Source organism: Stenotrophomonas sp. GD03680 (genome assembly GCF_029844625.1).
GTDB classification, from domain to species: Bacteria; Pseudomonadota; Gammaproteobacteria; order Xanthomonadales; family Xanthomonadaceae; genus Stenotrophomonas; species Stenotrophomonas maltophilia_P.
The window spans coordinates 95,927-112,771 of sequence record NZ_JAOCKC010000008.1; the positions used below are offsets into that span (position 1 = coordinate 95,927).

General features: G+C 63.1%; 14 protein-coding genes and 1 pseudogene. 9 read left to right on the forward strand and 6 right to left on the reverse strand.

All coding sequences use genetic code 11. The features are described 5' to 3' along the window. Window positions 1-130: 130 nt before the first annotated feature. Window positions 131-598: an SET domain-containing protein-lysine N-methyltransferase gene (locus tag N5J29_RS11580; RefSeq protein ID WP_053516698.1), complete on the reverse strand. Its 468-nt coding sequence runs from the start codon at window positions 596-598 to the stop codon at window positions 131-133. Window positions 599-812: 214 nt separating this feature from the next. Between N5J29_RS11580 and N5J29_RS11585 the strand changes: the two genes are divergently transcribed. From N5J29_RS11585 to N5J29_RS11605, 5 genes are all read left to right on the forward strand, one after another. Further along, complete coding sequence (locus N5J29_RS11585) at window positions 813-1,268, forward strand: SUF system Fe-S cluster assembly regulator (RefSeq protein WP_053516656.1); 456 nt, start codon at window positions 813-815, stop codon at window positions 1,266-1,268. 18 nt (window positions 1,269-1,286) lie between these two features. Then, the gene (gene sufB / locus N5J29_RS11590) at window positions 1,287-2,762 is read left to right on the forward strand and encodes a Fe-S cluster assembly protein SufB (RefSeq protein ID WP_065182413.1); all 1,476 of its coding nucleotides are present in this window, start codon (window positions 1,287-1,289) and stop codon (window positions 2,760-2,762) included. A gap of 65 nt (window positions 2,763-2,827) precedes the next feature. Then, window positions 2,828-3,592, forward strand: coding sequence for a Fe-S cluster assembly ATPase SufC (sufC, locus tag N5J29_RS11595; protein ID WP_053516654.1), 765 nt, complete (start codon window positions 2,828-2,830; stop codon window positions 3,590-3,592). After that, entirely contained in the window at window positions 3,592-4,854 is a 1,263-nt protein-coding gene (gene sufD / locus N5J29_RS11600; protein ID WP_065182414.1) for a Fe-S cluster assembly protein SufD, read from the forward strand. Before sufC ends, sufD begins: the two co-directional genes overlap by 1 nt. Next, on the forward strand, window positions 4,851-6,107 hold the full coding sequence (locus N5J29_RS11605) for a cysteine desulfurase (protein WP_164151752.1): 1,257 nt from the start codon (window positions 4,851-4,853) through the stop codon (window positions 6,105-6,107). Before sufD ends, N5J29_RS11605 begins: the two co-directional genes overlap by 4 nt. A 176-nt stretch (window positions 6,108-6,283) precedes the next feature. On the opposite strand, the gene N5J29_RS11610 is transcribed toward N5J29_RS11605, so the two are convergent. Together N5J29_RS11610 and N5J29_RS11615 are read right to left on the reverse strand one after the other, a co-directional pair. Continuing rightward, entirely contained in the window at window positions 6,284-6,586 is a 303-nt protein-coding gene (locus tag N5J29_RS11610) for a hypothetical protein (protein ID WP_164151751.1), read from the reverse strand. Window positions 6,587-6,644: 58 nt separating this feature from the next. Beyond that, window positions 6,645-6,917 carry a hypothetical protein gene (locus tag N5J29_RS11615; protein WP_279924356.1) on the reverse strand — a complete coding sequence of 91 codons (273 nt, stop codon included), beginning with the start codon at window positions 6,915-6,917 and terminating at the stop codon, window positions 6,645-6,647. A gap of 374 nt (window positions 6,918-7,291) precedes the next feature. Here N5J29_RS11615 and N5J29_RS11620 point away from each other — a divergent pair. Next, window positions 7,292-7,515 (forward strand): annotated as a pseudogene (locus N5J29_RS11620) (aminotransferase class V-fold PLP-dependent enzyme); the annotation flags it as partial. A 263-nt stretch (window positions 7,516-7,778) separates the two neighbouring features. Here N5J29_RS11620 and N5J29_RS11625 read toward each other — a convergent pair. The 3 genes from N5J29_RS11625 to N5J29_RS11635 all read right to left on the reverse strand — a co-directional run bounded on the left by N5J29_RS11625 (window position 7,779) and on the right by N5J29_RS11635 (window position 15,239). Continuing rightward, window positions 7,779-8,252: a hypothetical protein gene (locus N5J29_RS11625; protein ID WP_164151749.1), complete on the reverse strand. Its 474-nt coding sequence runs from the start codon at window positions 8,250-8,252 to the stop codon at window positions 7,779-7,781. A 708-nt stretch (window positions 8,253-8,960) separates the two neighbouring features. Further along, complete coding sequence (locus N5J29_RS11630) at window positions 8,961-9,920, reverse strand: RHS repeat-associated core domain-containing protein (RefSeq protein WP_164151748.1); 960 nt, start codon at window positions 9,918-9,920, stop codon at window positions 8,961-8,963. A 3-nt stretch (window positions 9,921-9,923) separates the two neighbouring features. After that, window positions 9,924-15,239, reverse strand: coding sequence for an RHS repeat domain-containing protein (locus tag N5J29_RS11635; RefSeq protein ID WP_164151746.1), 5,316 nt, complete (start codon window positions 15,237-15,239; stop codon window positions 9,924-9,926). A 189-nt stretch (window positions 15,240-15,428) separates the two neighbouring features. Between N5J29_RS11635 and N5J29_RS11640 the strand changes: the two genes are divergently transcribed. The 3 genes from N5J29_RS11640 to N5J29_RS11650 all read left to right on the forward strand — a co-directional run bounded on the left by N5J29_RS11640 (window position 15,429) and on the right by N5J29_RS11650 (window position 16,842). Beyond that, a complete protein-coding gene (locus N5J29_RS11640) occupies window positions 15,429-15,968 on the forward strand; it encodes a GNAT family N-acetyltransferase (protein ID WP_164151744.1) in 540 nt (179 codons plus the stop codon). After that, entirely contained in the window at window positions 15,965-16,297 is a 333-nt protein-coding gene (locus tag N5J29_RS11645; RefSeq protein WP_053516647.1) for a non-heme iron oxygenase ferredoxin subunit, read from the forward strand. The genes N5J29_RS11640 and N5J29_RS11645 overlap by 4 nt, the downstream gene beginning before the upstream one ends. A 152-nt stretch (window positions 16,298-16,449) precedes the next feature. Beyond that, window positions 16,450-16,842: a hypothetical protein gene (locus N5J29_RS11650; RefSeq protein WP_053516646.1), complete on the forward strand. Its 393-nt coding sequence runs from the start codon at window positions 16,450-16,452 to the stop codon at window positions 16,840-16,842. Window positions 16,843-16,845: the final 3 nt, after the last annotated feature.

The window sequence follows — 16,845 nt, forward strand, 5'->3', positions numbered from 1 at the left end:
GTGCACTCCCGTTGGTGAGGATGAGCACCCAGCGTGCGGCAACGTGCATTGAAGCGGAGTGACCCGCGTGTCGATGGCAGGTGCATGTCCGCGATGCGGCCGGCGATCGGCCGGCCGTACCCGGTGCCGGTCAGCGTTTGGGCTGCAGCATGGTGCCGGTGCACTTGGGGGAACCGCAGCGGCACTCCCAGATCTTCTTCAGCTTGGCCGTATGGCGCTCGGCCAGGACGATGCCGTAGTTGTAGGTCAGCTCCTCACCGGCGGCGATATCGCGCAGCGCTTCGATGAACACCTTGTCACCACGGCTGTCGCCGTCCGCATCTTCCTCGATCACCGCCTCGCAGTTGGGGTCGCAGCTGTGGTTGATCCAGCGCGCATCGTTGCCCTTGTAATTGGCATCGATCACCCAGTCGTCGTTGAGGGTGAACAGGAAGGTGTGGCCGCTTTCGACGTCACCGCTGTCATCGGCATCGACGTCGCCATGGCTGCGCAGCAGGCCCTTGTACTGGATCACGCGCTCGCCCTGCTTGATCGGGGCCACGGCGAACACACCGTTGCCATGGATGGCGGACTTGCGGGCTTGGATCTTCTTCGGCATCGGCACGGGCTGTTTGCAGCGAAAGGAACCCGGATTCTCGCCCATTCCGGGCAATTGCGAAAATCGTCCCGATGCTCCAGCATGTCGCCCCGATCGTGACTGCGGGTGAACGGCCCCGGCCAGGGTCTCCCAGCGCCGGCTGAATGCCCGGGTTGGATGCCGGCGAAGAAAAGCGTACAATTTCAGTCCGCTTTAAGAACCGCTCGCATCCCCCATGTTGCGCGTCACCAAACTCACCGATTACGCCACCGTCGTGCTGACCGTGCTCGCCGCCCGTCCGGGCGAAGTGCTCAGCGCCACCGAGCTGGCCGAATTCACCGGCCTGGAGCCGCCCACCGTCAGCAAGGTCCTCAAGCCGCTGGCACAGGCCGGCCTGGTCGAGGGCCTGCGCGGCGTCCGCGGCGGCTATCGGCTGACCCGGCCCGCCGTGGAGGTCTCGCTGTTCGAAGTGGTGGAAGCAATGGAAGGGCCGCTGGCCCTGACCGAGTGCAGCCACGACCACCACCAGTGCGGCATGGCGCCCAAGTGCGGCGCGCGCAGCAGCTGGCGGCTGATCAACGACGTGGTCTCCGAGGCCCTTCGCGATGTCAGCCTGGCGCAGATCCTGCCCCCTCTTCCCCTTGTCGATGACGAACAGCGCCGCACCATCGCTGTCGACGTCGTCTCCTGATCCGTAGGCAGCCCCCCCATGGCCACCGAAACCATCGAAACCGTCGCCCACGACGACACCCCCAACCGCGAGATCCATGAGCAGCTCGGCCGCAAGTACTCCGCCGGCTTCGTCACGGACATCGAATCGGACTCGCTGCCCCCGGGCCTGGACGAGGACACCATCCGTGCGCTGTCCGCCAAGAAGGACGAGCCGGAATGGATGACGCAGTGGCGCCTGGACGCCTACCGCCACTTCCTGACGATGCCGATGCCGAACTGGGCCAAGCTGCAGATCGCCCCGATCGACCTGCAGGCGCTCAGCTATTACTCGGCACCGAAGGGCCCGAAGTACGCCTCGCTGGATGACGTGCCCAAGGAACTGCTCGATACCTACGACAAGCTGGGCGTGCCGCTGCACGAGCGCGCCAAGCTGGCCGGCGTGGCGGTGGACGCGGTGTTCGACTCGGTCTCGGTCGGAACCACATTCCGCAAGGAACTGGCCGAGAAGGGCATCATCTTCTGTTCGATGTCCGAAGCCATCAAGGAACATCCGGAACTGGTGCGCCAGTACCTGGGCACCGTGGTGCCGGTCGGTGACAACTACTTCGCCGCGCTCAACTCGGCGGTGTTCTCCGATGGCAGCTTCGTGTTCATTCCCAGGGGCGTGCGCTGCCCGATGGAGCTGAGCACCTACTTCCGCATCAACGCCGGCCACACCGGCCAGTTCGAGCGCACCCTGATCGTGTGCGAGGACAAGGCCTACGTGTCCTACCTGGAAGGCTGCACCGCGCCGATGCGCGACGAGAACCAGCTGCACGCCGCAGTGGTCGAGCTGGTGGCGCTGGAAGATGCGGAGATCAAGTACTCCACGGTGCAGAACTGGTATCCGGGCGACGAGAACGGCGTCGGTGGCATCTACAACTTCGTCACCAAGCGCGCCGAGTGCCGCGGCGCACGCAGCAAGGTCACCTGGACCCAGGTCGAGACCGGCTCGGCGATCACCTGGAAGTATCCGTCCTGCGTGCTGCTGGGCGATGACTCGGTCGGCGAATTCCACTCCGTCGCGCTGACCCACCATCGCCAGCAGGCCGACACCGGCACCAAGATGATCCACGTCGGCAAGCGCACCAAGAGCAAGATCGTCAGCAAGGGCATCAGCGCCGGTCGTGGCCAGAACACCTACCGCGGCCTGGTCAAGGTCGACCGCAATGCCGAGGGCGCACGCAACTACACCCAGTGCGATTCGCTGCTGATCGGCAAGCAGTGCGGCGCCCACACCTTCCCCTACATCGAGGTGAAGAACCCGGGCGCCACCGTCGAGCACGAGGCCACCACCTCCAAGATTTCCGACGACCAGCTGTTCTACTGCCGCGCCCGTGGCATCAGCCAGGAAGACGCGGTGTCGATGATCGTCGACGGCTTCTGCAAGCAGGTGTTCCGCGAGCTGCCGATGGAATTCGCAGTGGAAGCCAAGAAGCTGCTGGAAGTCTCGCTGGAAGGTTCGGTGGGCTGAGCCCTGCCCTCGCAACGCATTCTTTTTATCGGCGGGCTGCGGCCCGCCTCACGGAAATTCCCACCATGCTGAAGATCGAAAACCTCCACGCCCGCATCGGCGACAAGGAAATCCTCAAGGGCCTTTCGCTGGACGTCCAGCCCGGCCAGGTGCACGCCATCATGGGCCCGAACGGCGCCGGCAAGTCCACCCTGGGCAACGTCCTGGCGGGCCGAGACGGCTATGAAGTGACCGAGGGCAGCGTCCGGTTCGACGGGGTCGATCTGCTCGACCAGGACCCGGAAGCGCGCGCCGCTGCCGGCCTGTTCCTGGCGTTCCAGTATCCGGTGGAAATCCCGGGCGTGAACAACACCTACTTCCTGCGCGCGGCACTGAACGCACAGCGCAAGGCACGCGGCGAGGACGAACTCGATTCCATGCAGTTCCTCAAGCTGGTACGGCAGAAGCTGGCCGTGCTGCACCTGAAGGACGAACTGCTGCACCGTGGCGTCAACGAAGGCTTCTCCGGTGGCGAGAAGAAACGCAACGAGATCTTCCAGCTGGCCGTGCTGGAACCGAAGCTGGCGATCCTCGACGAAACCGATTCGGGCCTGGACATCGATGCGCTGAAGAGCGTGGCCGACGGCGTCAATGCGCTGCGCGCCGCCGACCGTTCGTTCCTGGTCATCACCCACTACCAGCGCCTGCTGGACTACATCAAGCCGGACGTGGTGCACGTGCTGGCCGACGGCCGCATCGTCAAGAGCGGTGGCCCGGAACTGGCGCTGGAACTGGAAGCGCACGGCTATGACTTCCTGAAGGACCGGGTCGTGCCCGAGGCGGCGGTCTGATGAGCGCCCTGCTTGATTCCATGGCCCAGGCCTTCTGCGGCAGCGATGCGCGCCGCGAAGTGCTGGATGCGGCCCTGCGTGATGGCCTGCCGGCCGCCCGCAACGAAGCCTGGAAGTACACCTCGCTGCGCCAGCTGGAGCGCCGTGCCTTCGCCGCCGCGCCGCTGTCGCCGCCGGTGCTGGATGTGGCCGTGCTGGAAGACATCCCCGCGCCGCGCCTGGTGTTCGTCAACGGCCGCCTCAGCGACGCACTGAGCGACACCCACGGCCTGCCGGCCGGCGTGCAGCTGGAACCGCTGTCCTCGGCGCTGGCCGCCGGTGAGGATGCCGCGCGTTTCCTCGGCCGCCGCTACGAGCGCAGCGACGAAGTGTTCGCCCGCCTGAATGCCGCCCTGGCCGATGAAGGCGCGGTGCTGCGCGTGGACGACGGCGTGCAGGTCGAGGCACCGCTGCAGCTGGTGTTCGCCAGCGTCGCCGGTGACACCGATCTGGCCTGGCACCACCGCCACCTGATCGAACTGCGTGCCGGCGCCAGCCTGGGCGTGGTCGAACACCGCTTCAGCGTCGGTGACTCCGCCCACCTGGACAACACCGTGCTGCACGTCCACGTTGCGCGCGATGCCGTGCTCAAGCATGCGCGCGTGCAGGCCGGCAGTGCACGCCAGACCAGCATCCTGCGCACCGACGCGGTGCTGGCCCGTGACGCGCAGTATCACCGCGTGGACCTGGAACTGGGCGCCGCGCTCAGCCGCCATGAACTGAACGTACGGCTGGAAGGCGACAACGCGCAGCTGACCGCCAATGGCGTGCTGCTCGGCAATGGCCGCCGCCACGTCGATACCCGCCTGGGCATCGACCACATCGCCCGCGATACCCGTAGCGAGCTGCTGTGGCGCGGCGTGGCCGCCAACCGCAGCCGCGTGGTGTTCCATGGTGGCATCCAGATCCGCGAAGGCGCCGACGGCACCGACGCGAACCTGTCCAACAAGAACCTGCTGCTGTCGGCCGACGCCGAGATCGACACCCAGCCGGTGCTGGTGATCGATGCCGACGAAGTGAAAGCCGCACACGGTGCGACCGTCGGCCAGCTCGATGCGAACGCGCTGTTCTACCTGCGCTCGCGTGGCCTGCCACAGGCACAGGCGCAGGCACTGCTGAGTGCCGCGTTCTGCCATGAGCCGCTGAAGGTACTGCCGGATGCGCTGCGCGAGCAGCTGGCACGCCGCCTGGACAAGGCCCTGGCCGAGGCGGGTGTGGCATGAATCTCTCCACCCCGCGCCCGATCGAGGAACGCGCCAGCGCCCCTGACTGGGATCGCGTGCGTCTCGACTTCCCGCTGCTGATGCGTGAAGTGCATGGCAAGCCGCTGGTCTATTTCGACAACGCCAACACCGGCCAGAAACCGGTGCAGGTGATCGGCGCGGTGGATGAGTTCTATCGCCGCTACAACGCCAACGTCAGCCGCGCGGTGCATGCCCTGGGCAGTGAAGCCACCGATGCCTACGAAGGTGCGCGCAACAAACTGGCGCGCTTCCTCAACGTGCGCCCCAGCGATCTGGTGCTGTGCAGCGGCACCACCTTCGCCATCAACCTGGTGGCATACTCGTGGGCGCTGCCGCGATTGAAGTCCGGTGATGTAATCCTGGTCTCGCGCATGGAGCACCACGCCAACATCGTGCCGTGGCAGCTGGTCGCGCAGCGTACCGGCGCCACCATCCGCGTGGCCGAGATCACCCCGGATGGCGCGCTCGACCTGGATGCGCTGCGTGCGGCCATGACCCCCGAGGTCAAGCTGCTGGCGGTCACCCACGTGTCCAATGTGCTCGGCACGGTCAACCCGGTGCGCGAGATCTGCCGTGAGGCGCGCAAGCGCGGCATCATCACCGTGGTGGACGGTTCGCAGGCCGCACCACACCGCAAGGTCGACGTCGCCGCGATCGGCTGCGACTTCTATGCCATCACCGGCCACAAGATGTGCGGACCGACCGGCACCGGCGCCCTGTGGGCACGCCGCGAGCATCTGGATGCGATGCCGCCGTTCCTCGGCGGTGGCGAGATGATCAAGGAAGTCAGCTTCGACGGCACCGTGTTCAACGATGCCCCGCACAAGTTCGAGGCCGGCACTCCGAACATCGCCGGCTTCATCGGCCTGGGCGTGGCCGCCGACTACCTGCAGGACATCGGCCAGGAGCACGTGGAGGCGCGGGAAGCCGAGCTGCTCGCCCACTTCACCGAAGAGCTGCGCCGCGTCGAGGGCCTGCGCATCATCGGTGAAGCGCCGGAGAAGGCGGCCGTGGTCTCGTTCCTGATCGACGGCGCGCATGCACACGACTTGGCCACCCTGCTCGACCTGGAAGGCGTGGCCGTGCGTTCCGGCCAGCACTGCGCACATCCGTTGCTGCAGTACTTCGGTGTCGCGGCCACCTGCCGTGCCTCGCTGGCGTTCTACAACACGCACGAAGAGATCGAGCAGTTCATGATCGCGCTGACCAAGGTACGTAAGTTGCTCGGCTGAGGATTCGCCGGAGCCAGGGAAATACGGGAGCGCCGCAGGGGACTGCGGCGTTTTTTATGCGCGTGGGACGCAAGCCAGCAGAGGTCAAGCTGGGAAATGCTGAGCGATGCCAGGAACGGGCAATCTCATCGTAATGCCGAACTATTGCACCATCAGCGGCCTTGAGACACCGTCTTCTACATGCCAACAAGCATGGATACCCCGGAAGCAATCAAGAAGACGTACATCATCACGACGCCCCTCAACACCCACCGTTCACCCTGATGGAGCGCCTGCCCTTTGGACGAGAGGGCAAGCGCTGCGATACCACGCAAGCACCCAAGCCACCAATCAACTTTCATGATTTCGGCTGCAGCAAGTACTTCTGGCCGTTCGCGCTCGATCCTCAGCAACATCCTGTGAGCCACAAATGCGTTTATCCACATGGCACCTAGAATGATGGAAGCCCAAACCGGGTAACTCTCAACAAGGCTTTTCATCGCTCTTCACCTTGGCACTGCACTATAAAAATTCTCCAGACACGCTCCACCGTTCACATCAATCCGCAACTTCCGCTATACGGCAAACCCCTCCACCCACATCCGCCTCAACCTTGACATAGAGATTGTTCGTAAAATACACATCTCCACAGCAAACCACACGGGCATTATTCTCGTAGTACGTTACAACAAGCGAGGAATCAGCAGCGACCTCCGGTTTTGCAGCCCTGCTTTCGCCGACAGGAATTGCTCCCAGGTCAACCGCACCACCGCCGACCTCCAAGCTGATGCCATGGATCACGTCCCTTCCAACATTCTTTACAACAATCACAGGATCCGAAAACCAATCACAACCTTGCAGCCCCAGTGAAATGACCACAGCAGTCAGGCATGAGCAGATTCGACCACCCCATGCGACTGAGTGCCCAGCATCCAATTTGCATTTCGCCATTTCTTGCAGCCTCCGAACATGGAGAATAATCTGCACTTTCTCAAATAATGTACCGCCCCGCCCAGCGCTCCAAAGCCATCAGCCACGCGACGGTGCTCGATGATTCAGCCGCCACACTTATATCCTGCTCAAGCGGGAAGCTGACACAATTCGCGAGCGCTGATCGGCTCAGGCGGGGTAGAACGCCTGGGGCACTTCACCAGAGAGCTGCGCCGCCTCGCGGGCCCGCGCATTATCCGCGAAGCGCAGTGTAGGCCGCAGTGGCCTCGTTCCTGATCGGCGGCGAGCACGTTCCTGAACAACTGGCGCCCCTGCACGATCGGACAGAATGAAAGTGCGCTCGGACCCGCACTACGCGCGACCACTGCTCCAGTACTTCGGCGTCGCGGCCACCTCCCGCGCCTCGCTGGCGCTCTACAACACGCACGCCGAGATGGAGCGGTTCATGGCGGCATTGGCGAAGGTACAGAAGTTGCTGCGGTTAGCTTTCAGCAGCGCCCGAGGAAGACGAGAGCCCCGCGCGAGTCCGCGACATTTCTGCTTCTAACGACTGCCCAGATCCTTCCGCTGGATGACGGGCGTAAAAGTCGGCTTGCGGAGGAAAAACACAAGCACCAACCAATGCAATTCTGCCCAGAACGCCCACTAGGCGAGAACTTCCATGATGCATCATATGAGCAACGATAGATTTCGCCGACAAGGCTCGCCAAGCGCTTGGCACCAACCCACTCGACTCATTCGCTATAAACCCAAATGAACGCCTTCCATTACACCCATCCGGTCTACATCCACCGGAGCACTTGGGGATCTGGGAGCACCATCGCTATTCCATCGAAACGTGCCGGTCATCCGCAAGAATTTCTCCTCCCCACCCTCAACCGAAGGAATTTCTCGAAAGGCATCCGGACTGGATTCTGGATAGGCCACCAATGAGCTGAATGAGTCCCTTGCGTCCAGTTCATCACGCGAGGGAAAGATCAAGATCGCACCATTGACCTGATCTATCCATGCATGGAAAGAAACCACTCGCCCATCAAATTTCTCTGGCTGAGACAACAGCGCATACATCGTGGTCATGCATGTCTCAGCTCCCAACTCATTGCCATGAAATTTACAGGCGGCTGGAGCTTCCGCGGAACCTACTTCCTGCGAAGAACAAGCGCTAAGCATGAAAATCAGCGCAACAACTGCAAACCACCCGCGTCCGGAATCCATCGTTTCACCTTATAGTAATCTTCGGCCGCAATGTGCGCGCCAGGGCTCGTTCCAGCATTGACCGCGCCATTCATACCCCTGAAGTCGAATCCCATGAGGGAACCGCCAGGAGTGGCCACATAGCTGTCAGCACCTGCAGATCTTGCTCTCTCCACATCACCATGGAGATAGACCGCCTGCTTGCCCGTGCGCTCGTTGCGCTAGAAACACAATACGCCGCCGTTGTCGTAGCCGAACGAGAAGGCTTACCGCTGCGGACCGATAGGTTGCCCTGGTCGTCATAGCGCTAGTCCGGTCGCGAGTGCGCCCGCTGTGGTTTCGACCACATTGATCAGGCGATTGGTCGCTGAGGCTCAGTAGCCAATGCCCCTGAGCCAGCTGCAGGGCACTTTTACCCTCTAAATGCGTCCATTTCTCAGCTTATCAAGATGAAAGTTATAACAAAGGCAGTGAACGAGACACCCAATGAGACTCTTATCACAACGAGCTCTTTCCTAAGCTCCTGCAACTTTTCCAGTGGAGCCTTCCGTTCAAGACCCAGCGCCACAGCCAGATAGGTCATCTGTCCACGGAGTCCAAATGATTCCGGAGAGTCCAGGTCTTTCCACAATTTTGGATAAAGCGCTCGGAAACGAAATGTAAATCGATAGAAGACCACCAAGTAGATAATTCCGAATATGACTGCAACTGACAACATTACGTTTGAAATCACGGCAATTTTCCCGGCGTTAGCCCAACCTCAAATATTTCCACTCTAGCAGAAACTCCAAGCCCTCCGTTGATGCTCAACTCGAACTTTGCTGGAGGCGTGTAGCGAAAACCAGCCCCTAGGACGACGATTGCGCCCACTTCCGCTCCGACATTGAGCCCCGCATCGGCTGGAGCGAGATTCTGCGACGGAAGGAAATCGTAGCTCGCCGTGAATAAGTTCACAGTGCCAGCTGCCGTCGCTCCAAGTGCCGGAGTTATGATCGAGTAGCGATTATTGTCAGGGCCCTTCTTGAATTCGCCTTTGAAGCCAACGCCTAGTGCGGCAGCATATGTGAATGTCGCCTGCTTATCGCCCGTGAAGTAGCTTGTCATCTGCCCTTTGCCGCCCGAGTGAGCAGCACTCGGCGACTGAACGGTCGAACTCTCTGACGACAGAGAGCCTCCCGAAGGCATTGCCCCAGTGTCCAACGGGCTCCTCGCAGACGTCGCCAGCATCGCTTTGGCTACAGCACCTCCACCACAAATGTTTGAGCCAGTGACCCTCTCACAGCGACCATCGGGGTCAGTGTACTTGTAGGGACTGCTTGCAGCGTACTTGTAGCGATTGAAGAATCCGGTCGGATCGGCAAATGCGGTCATAGGGTCAGACGACAAGAACCTGCCGAGCGTGGGGTCATAATACCGCTGCTGCATATAGCTCAGCCCCGTACCTGAGTCTGTCACATGCCCCGTATACCCCGGCCCATCCTTCAGCGGCCGGTTGACCACGGCCCCATACGGCTCATACACCGTGCGCTCGATGACATTGCCGCTTGCATCGGTGATCGCCACGGGTGAACCGAGCGCATCTGTGTGGATGTACTCGACTACTTCCTGAGCTGCCGCTGGTGCTGCGCCGACCACCAGTGCACCCGACGCGAGCGCCACGCGGATCAACATCGCAGAGAATCCGTTCATGTCTTACTCCCAAAGTACGCCGCGAGTGACCGGGAAGCTTGCCGACCATTCTGAACAACCGCCGGCATTGCACGCCCGCACCCGGTAGCTGCTGGCGCAGTACGTACCATTCCTTGACTGCACATAGGTCTTGGGACCTGCATACAGAGTCTTGCCGCCGGACGCCGGCTCCAGCTGGTACTCCGTTGCGCCGGCCGAGGCGACCCAACCCACCGTGCATTGGATCTGATAAGGCGCCGTCTTGCTGCTCAGCCATTGAGCCTCAAAGAGATAGGTTGCCCCCGGTGGCAGCACCACGGACACGGTCGCCACTCCGGAGTTCAGGCTGCACCCTGCGAAGTTGCAGGCACGTACGCGATATGCGTAGCTGCCATTTCCGCGACTTGCACCAAAGCTGTTTCCGACGCCGTTATGCACCACCGTCCAGCCACCTCCGTTGGCGCTTTCCTCCAGTACGAAGCTCTCGCTGTTGGGGGGTACCGACCAGCTCAGGCTGTACTGCGGCACGTTCACCAGGCCCGGCGCACTGATTACCGGCTCGATCGCCGGCGCCCCGATCACCGCAACCGTCGCGGTGGCCGACCATGGCCCGCAGCCCGCGCCGTTGCAGGCAGCAACCCGATAGCCATAGCTGCCCACGCCGCGCGCAGCGGTGGCATAGGAGCTGGCGTTGCCGTCGAACAGCGTGACCCATCCCCCACCATTGCTGCTTTCCTGCAGGGTGTAGCGTGTGGCACCGGCCACTCCATTCCAGCCAATGCCGATACTGCCCGGTGCAGATCGCGCCGGCGCGGAGACGCTTGGCGCAGCGGCAGGTGGATACACCACTGCCACCGACGCCGTGGCGCTGTATCCGGTGCATCCCACCGGATTACATGCGCGGATCCGGTAGCTGTAACTTCCCGCGGCCTTACCACTGAATGCCTTGGACTGACCGGCTGCGTTATGAACCTGACCCCATGCACCTCCGTTGGCGCTTTCCTGCAACTCATAGCGCTCGGCGCCAGACGCTGCGGACCACCCCACGTTGTAAGTGCCATTGAAGGCTGTGGCGGGCACCGTCAGTGCGGGCACCGTGGACGGTGCCAGCGCCACAGCCACTGACGCGACGTTACTCCATCCGCCGCACACCGCACGGCAGCCGCGCACTCGGAACTGATAGGTGCCGGTAACCAGGCCAGTGCTGGTGAACGACTGCGCCGCGCCATCGAAGACCGTACTCCAGGTGCCGGTCAGCGCACGCTGCAGTTCGTAGCGGTTGGCCCCACCTGCCGGACTCCAAGTCAGGTTCACGCTGCCTTGGGTGATGTAGCCTGATGCACTCAGCGCGGGCACGCCCGGCGCCGCCGCACCATGCACCTGCGCCACCAGGCTGCCTGACAGGTACAGGTAGTCGGTCTGTTTGCCTGTGCGTTCGTTGCGCTGGAAACGCAGCACGCCGCCGTTGTCGTAGAACGAGTAGATCGCGCCGGCCCCTTCCGCCGATGCTTTCACGCGTCGACCGTGGGCATCGTATTCGTAGCTTTCCGCCGTGCCGACCGCGCGCAGGCGGTTGCCGAAGTCGAAGGTGAACGGCTGGCCATTGCGGATGGAGAGGTTGCCCTGCACGTCGTAGCCCAGGCCGGTCACCGTGGCACCACTGCCGGTCTCGACCACATTCACCAGCCGGTTGGTCGGATCAAAGTAGTGCGTGCGATCCCTGCTGCCCACCTTGGCCCGGCGCAGATTGTCCAGCGCGTCGTACTCATACAGAGCATTGCCGAATCCCGGTGCCATCACGGTGCGCAGCCGGTCCAGGCCGTCATAGGTCATGTCACGGTTCCCCGGCGCCCCCGGCAGGCCGTCGGAGATGGCCATGACATTGCCGCCAGCATCATAGTCGTAGCTGTCGTCGAGCACGGCAGCGGCGGCCGTGGCGTCACGGCTGCGGTCGGGCAGGCCGCGCGCGTTCTGGGTCATCGTATGCACGACCCCGTTGCCGTAGACGAACCGTGCCAACGCACCATTGGCGAAATAGGTGGCTTCCTTCGCATAGCCACCCACTGTTGTCGCTCTGCCCAGGGCATCGGGTGCATAGCTGACGACCCGCCCGCCGGGATAGGTGTTGCTGGCCAGGGTGCCGTTGGCATCGTAGCCATAGGCGAGGTTCAGCGTGCCCAGGTCCGGGTGCTGCAGGGTTTCGCCAGTGAGCAGGCGGCGCCGGTTGTACTGGTATCGGTTGATGACGACCGGTCGTGCCGCATCGTTCTGGGTACTGATTTCCGCCGGCAGGCCATCGGGCGTGTAGGACCATGATTGACTGCCGCGTCCATCCGGGAAAGTCAGCATCGATAGGCGATTGGCGGCGTCATAGCTGCGCTTCACCGCGCGACCACTGGCCAGTGCTTCGCTCCGGTTGCAGCCAGCGGTGCTGGTCAGCCCGGTACCGGCCGCCGACCACAGGACATTGCCTGCCGCATCATAGTCCTGCACGGTGGCGCCGGTTTCCGGCTCGATCGTCTTGCACAGTTGCTGATAGGCGTCATAGACATAGCGGCGTGTCAGCGACTGGCTGCCGTCCGCGCTGCGTCGGGTAATGGCCAGCGGCTTGCCGAGGACGTCACGCTGGATCTCGGTCACCACGCCTTCCGGATGCTGCAGTGTCAGCGGCATCTCATAGGTTGGCTGGTCATACGCCAGGTGCCGCGTGGTCGTGGACTGGCCGCGCGGGTTGGTCGCCTTCACGGAAAGATTGCCCACGTACTCGGTACGGGTCGCCAGTGTGCCCAGCTCCGAGGATTGACTCACGAGCACCGGCCGGCCCAGCGCATCGTACTGCGTGGTGGTGCCGTCCAATGCCGCGCCGATGCTGGAAAACTGCCGGGTCGGATAGGAGACGAACACCGTCCTGCCGCTGCTGTCGTAGCGGGTCACCACGGCACTGTCGCGCACGTTGTTGGCATTCTCGGTCACAAGCACCGGCCTGAACATGGCATCCAGGTAGGTATCGGTACGCCTGCCGCCCTGCGTGCGCGAATGCTTCCAGGCACCGGCCGGCACGCCGAACTGCGCGCTTCCCAGACGCTGCAGGTCCATCGTTACGCCATTCCAGTTCACCGTATCGCCGGTGGGGAACTGCTGGCTGCGCAGACGCCCCATGCTGTCGTAGCTGAAGCTGGTGGTTGCGCCGGTCTCGTCGGTCAGCGAGGTGATCCAACCGTTGTCGTCGACGGCAACAGTGCGCACCGCGCCATTTGGCGCCTCGGCTGTGGCCGGCATCCGCAGTTGCTGCGGAACACCGCGCTTCCACCCCGACAGATGGCTGGTATTGCCGCGGCCATCGGATACCGACGCCACGGTGCCGTCGGCCGCATAGGTCACCTGCTGTGCCAGACGACCGAATGCGTAGGCGCGCAAAGGCAACGCTTTGGCCGTGTCGAACTCGGTGCGGGACTGTTCAATGCCATTGACGACGCTACGCGCGGACTGACCGTTCACCCATAGCGCGGGATTGTCGTAGTAGGCCGTGGTGCTGGTGCGACTCTGTCCGGCGGAATTTGCTTCAACGACGGTGACTTCACGTGCAAATGCATCAAAGGTCTGCACGGTCCGGCTGAACTGCACACCGTCCTGCTCCACAACAGTGGACTGGACAGGGCGGTTGTAGTGCGCCTTGAGGTCATTCGCACCGTACTTGAAGTCCTTGCCGGCTTCCTTCGGGAAGGGCGCCGCGTCCAGCTGGGCATCCGGATAGTAGTTGTTGCGGTCAACGCGCACGACCGAACTACCCGATCGCGTCGTCGTCGACAGTAGAAGACCATCGTTATAGGCGACTTCCTTGCCGAATTCGTATACGCGTACGACGCCATCCGGCAGCGTCTCGGTGGTGATCTTCGGCTCTGCCTGGCCTGCAGGGATTACCGGACCGCCCAGATCCTGTGCGTAAGCCCCGTTGAGATTGGTGTACTGATAGGTCCACTGCGCGGTGGGAATGCCCGGACCACTGATGGTCTTGGCCACCAGCGACATCGCATCACGGTAGACCGGTGTGTAGTTCCAGCCTTCTGCGATGAGATGATTGTCGCCAGAGGTCTGGCAGTCCAGAGTGACGTTCTTGCGCCCATGGCGGAATGGGCGGAACAGGAACGTTCCCAGTGCACCCGATGGATGCTGGACGGTCATGGTGATTTCGCTGGGCACGATCTTGTTCACACGCGAACAGGTCGCCGGGTATTCCATGTAATCCCAGATGTTCTGCCCGGTGTACTCGGCGTACTTGTGCGTAACCGATAGCGGCGGCAGGCTGTAGGTCCACTGGGTTCCATCGGGCAGCGTCACCGTCCGCAGGATGTCGGCATCCGTATAGCCGTAAGTCCAGGTGCGCCCGGCGGCAGTTGCAGAGGCGATCAACCCGTTCGATTGGTACGCAAGGCTGATTTCGCGGCCATCGCTTGCGGTGATGCGCTGGAGTCGGGTACCGGACCATTCATAGCGCACCCAGTTTCCGAAACGATCAACAATCTGCGATGGATACAGGTGAACTCGCTTGCGCCCCAACTGGGCGTTGCTTTCCGGTCCGAACGGCTGCAGGGTCGCGGAGCTGTTGGGGCGAGCCACCATCCAGTCAAAATAGTATTTGGTCCCATCCGGTGCATGTCCCAGGAATCCTTCGCCGGCCTGTCCGCTTTTCAATGCGGCCAAGCAGGTGAATACCCAACCGCCTTTTGTATTCCATGGCGCGGGCTGTCCCAGCTGCGGCCGGGGTTGCCGCGCATCGCCATTGCCGCCCAGCAGTGGTTCGCCCCCACCTCCGGGCAGCGAAAGCCGCACGCCATCCCAATAAGTGTGTGGATTGAAGTTGACCTTCTGAGTGTTCCGGCGATTCCAGACCTCCAGCGTTGGCGGAGCACCGACGGTGGTACAGCGCGCGGCCGGCATCCAGTGCCCTTGAGCTGCAGTCTCGGGGAGATCGCCATAGACACCTGACAGCGACGGAACATCCAGATCCCAGTCGCCAAGAGGACTTTCACTGCTGCCGTCGCTGGCTGATCGGCTGCGACTGAGCGCGACCGGGAGTCCGCTGTTGCCCGGCAGCGAGATATCGGTAGCCTTGAAGCTGATCGAGCCGTCATAGAGATTGACCTGCTCGCCGAAGATCTCGCCCTTCAGCGGCTCGACGAGATCACCGTACTTCAGGCGCTTGTCGTACTCCTGCCGCCAGGTCGGGACGATCTGCGCCAGGCCCACTGAAGGAAGCCCGATCGCGGCCAGCAGCAGAAGAAGCGTCGAAAGGCCGGCCGGGCCAGACTGGCGCGGGCGGAGCGTGGCAAGAGACCGCATGGGATCCTCCTTGGATCGTCCGTTCCTTGAATGCGTGCACGTACGCGACAGTCGCAACGCTGGCCGTGCCACGCGTTATTTATGAACATGGAATGAAGGCGGCGTCAAGGCTCCGTTCACGACAGTGTTTCCATCGGCGGTTGGTCCCAGGGCGTGCGGCCTGACCCACGCCCCACCTAGAATGGCGCCATGAGCAACCTGACCTTCCGCGCCGCCACGTCGGCCGATATCCCTGCCCTGATCTCGCTGGTGACCTCCGCCTACCGGGGTGACGCCAGCCGGGTCGGCTGGACCACCGAAGCCGACCTGCTGGACGGCGCCCGCATCGATGCCGAAGGCATCCAGACCGACCTCGACCGGCCCCGCTCGACCATCCTGCTGGCGGAGCGCGAGGGCCGCCTCGTGGCCTGCGCCCACGTCGCCGATGTAGACGGCAAAGGCTACTTCGGCATGTTCTCGGTCGATCCGGCCCAGCAGGGGGGCGGCGTCGGCAAGCAGCTGATGGATGCGGCCGAAGCCCACGCCGCGCGCGAATGGGGCGTGCCGGTGATGCAGATGACCGTGATCGACGTGCGCGACGAACTGATCGCCTTCTATGAGCGCCGTGGCTACCGCCGCACCGGCATCAAGAAGCCGTTCCCCTACGGCGACGAGCGCTTCGGCATTCCCAAGCGCGACGATCTGCGCTTCGAGATCCTGGAAAAGCCGCTGGCGGGAGCCACCGCATGAGCGATGCGTGGACCTTCGTCTGCGCCGGCAGCGACCTGCTGCCGGGTGAAATGAAGAGCGTGTTCGACGAGGTTACCGGTACGCCGATCGTGGTGTTCAACCTCGATGGCGAGCTGTATGCCCTGGAAGACCAGTGCACGCACGAGGAATTCGAGTTGTCCTCCGGCGAGTTCAACACCACCGAAGGCAGCGTCGAGTGCGTGCTGCACGGTGCCCGCTTCGACGTGCGTGATGGTCGTGCCCTGTGTGCCCCCGCGTACAGCCCGGTCCCCAAGTTCCCGGTCAAGCGCGAGCACGACGCCATCTGGACTCGCGACGACCGGGACTGACCGGCAGCGACACCCGCCCCGCCCGGGAAGGCCCTGCAGGCGCCCACAGGGCCGCGAGGGGCTAGGTACAGACCTCCCGCAACACCGAAGATGCGAATCATTATCGTTGCTGTTACTCTACGTAACATCTTCGTAATGCCCATCGCCGCGCCATGGCCTCGCCCGCGCCCATCGCTACGCTCTGCCAGCTTGCCCGCACGGGCGGGCCGCTGTTGGCTGCGCTGCTGCTGGCACTGCTGCTGGGATGGTCGGCGCTGCATGAAGGGTCGCGCAGCTCGCTGGTCACCACGCCGGCGCTGCAGGCGCAGGACAGCCTGCCCGCAGCGCCTTTCGGCACGCCGCCCCGCGAGCAGGCCATGCCACGGGTGGAAGCCGAGCCCGATGACAGCCGGAGCATCAAGTCCCCGCTGCTGCGGCAGTTGTGTGGCCCGCTTCCAGTGCCGCCACCGGTGCCGGCAACCGCGCCGTCACCCTACCCGGCCCCTGCGCTCCCGTCGCGCTACCACTACCCCCCCGGCCAGGCGCCTCCGTCCCTGCTGAGCTGACGC

Excerpts from the sequence above, each read along its gene's own strand:
- N5J29_RS11580 (WP_053516698.1), bottom strand. The coding sequence starts at position 598 with ATGCCGAAGAAGATCCAAGCCCGCAAGTCCGCCATCCATGGCAACGGT.
- N5J29_RS11585 (WP_053516656.1), top strand. The coding sequence starts at position 813 with ATGTTGCGCGTCACCAAACTCACCGATTACGCCACCGTCGTGCTGACC.
- sufB (WP_065182413.1), top strand. The coding sequence starts at position 1,287 with ATGGCCACCGAAACCATCGAAACCGTCGCCCACGACGACACCCCCAAC.
- sufC (WP_053516654.1), top strand. The coding sequence starts at position 2,828 with ATGCTGAAGATCGAAAACCTCCACGCCCGCATCGGCGACAAGGAAATC.
- sufD (WP_065182414.1), top strand. The coding sequence starts at position 3,592 with ATGAGCGCCCTGCTTGATTCCATGGCCCAGGCCTTCTGCGGCAGCGAT.
- N5J29_RS11605 (WP_164151752.1), top strand. The coding sequence starts at position 4,851 with ATGAATCTCTCCACCCCGCGCCCGATCGAGGAACGCGCCAGCGCCCCT.
- N5J29_RS11610 (WP_164151751.1), bottom strand. The coding sequence starts at position 6,586 with ATGAAAAGCCTTGTTGAGAGTTACCCGGTTTGGGCTTCCATCATTCTA.
- N5J29_RS11625 (WP_164151749.1), bottom strand. The coding sequence starts at position 8,252 with ATGGATTCCGGACGCGGGTGGTTTGCAGTTGTTGCGCTGATTTTCATG.
- N5J29_RS11630 (WP_164151748.1), bottom strand. The coding sequence starts at position 9,920 with ATGAACGGATTCTCTGCGATGTTGATCCGCGTGGCGCTCGCGTCGGGT.
- N5J29_RS11635 (WP_164151746.1), bottom strand. The coding sequence starts at position 15,239 with ATGCGGTCTCTTGCCACGCTCCGCCCGCGCCAGTCTGGCCCGGCCGGC.
- N5J29_RS11640 (WP_164151744.1), top strand. The coding sequence starts at position 15,429 with ATGAGCAACCTGACCTTCCGCGCCGCCACGTCGGCCGATATCCCTGCC.
- N5J29_RS11645 (WP_053516647.1), top strand. The coding sequence starts at position 15,965 with ATGAGCGATGCGTGGACCTTCGTCTGCGCCGGCAGCGACCTGCTGCCG.
- N5J29_RS11650 (WP_053516646.1), top strand. The coding sequence starts at position 16,450 with ATGGCCTCGCCCGCGCCCATCGCTACGCTCTGCCAGCTTGCCCGCACG.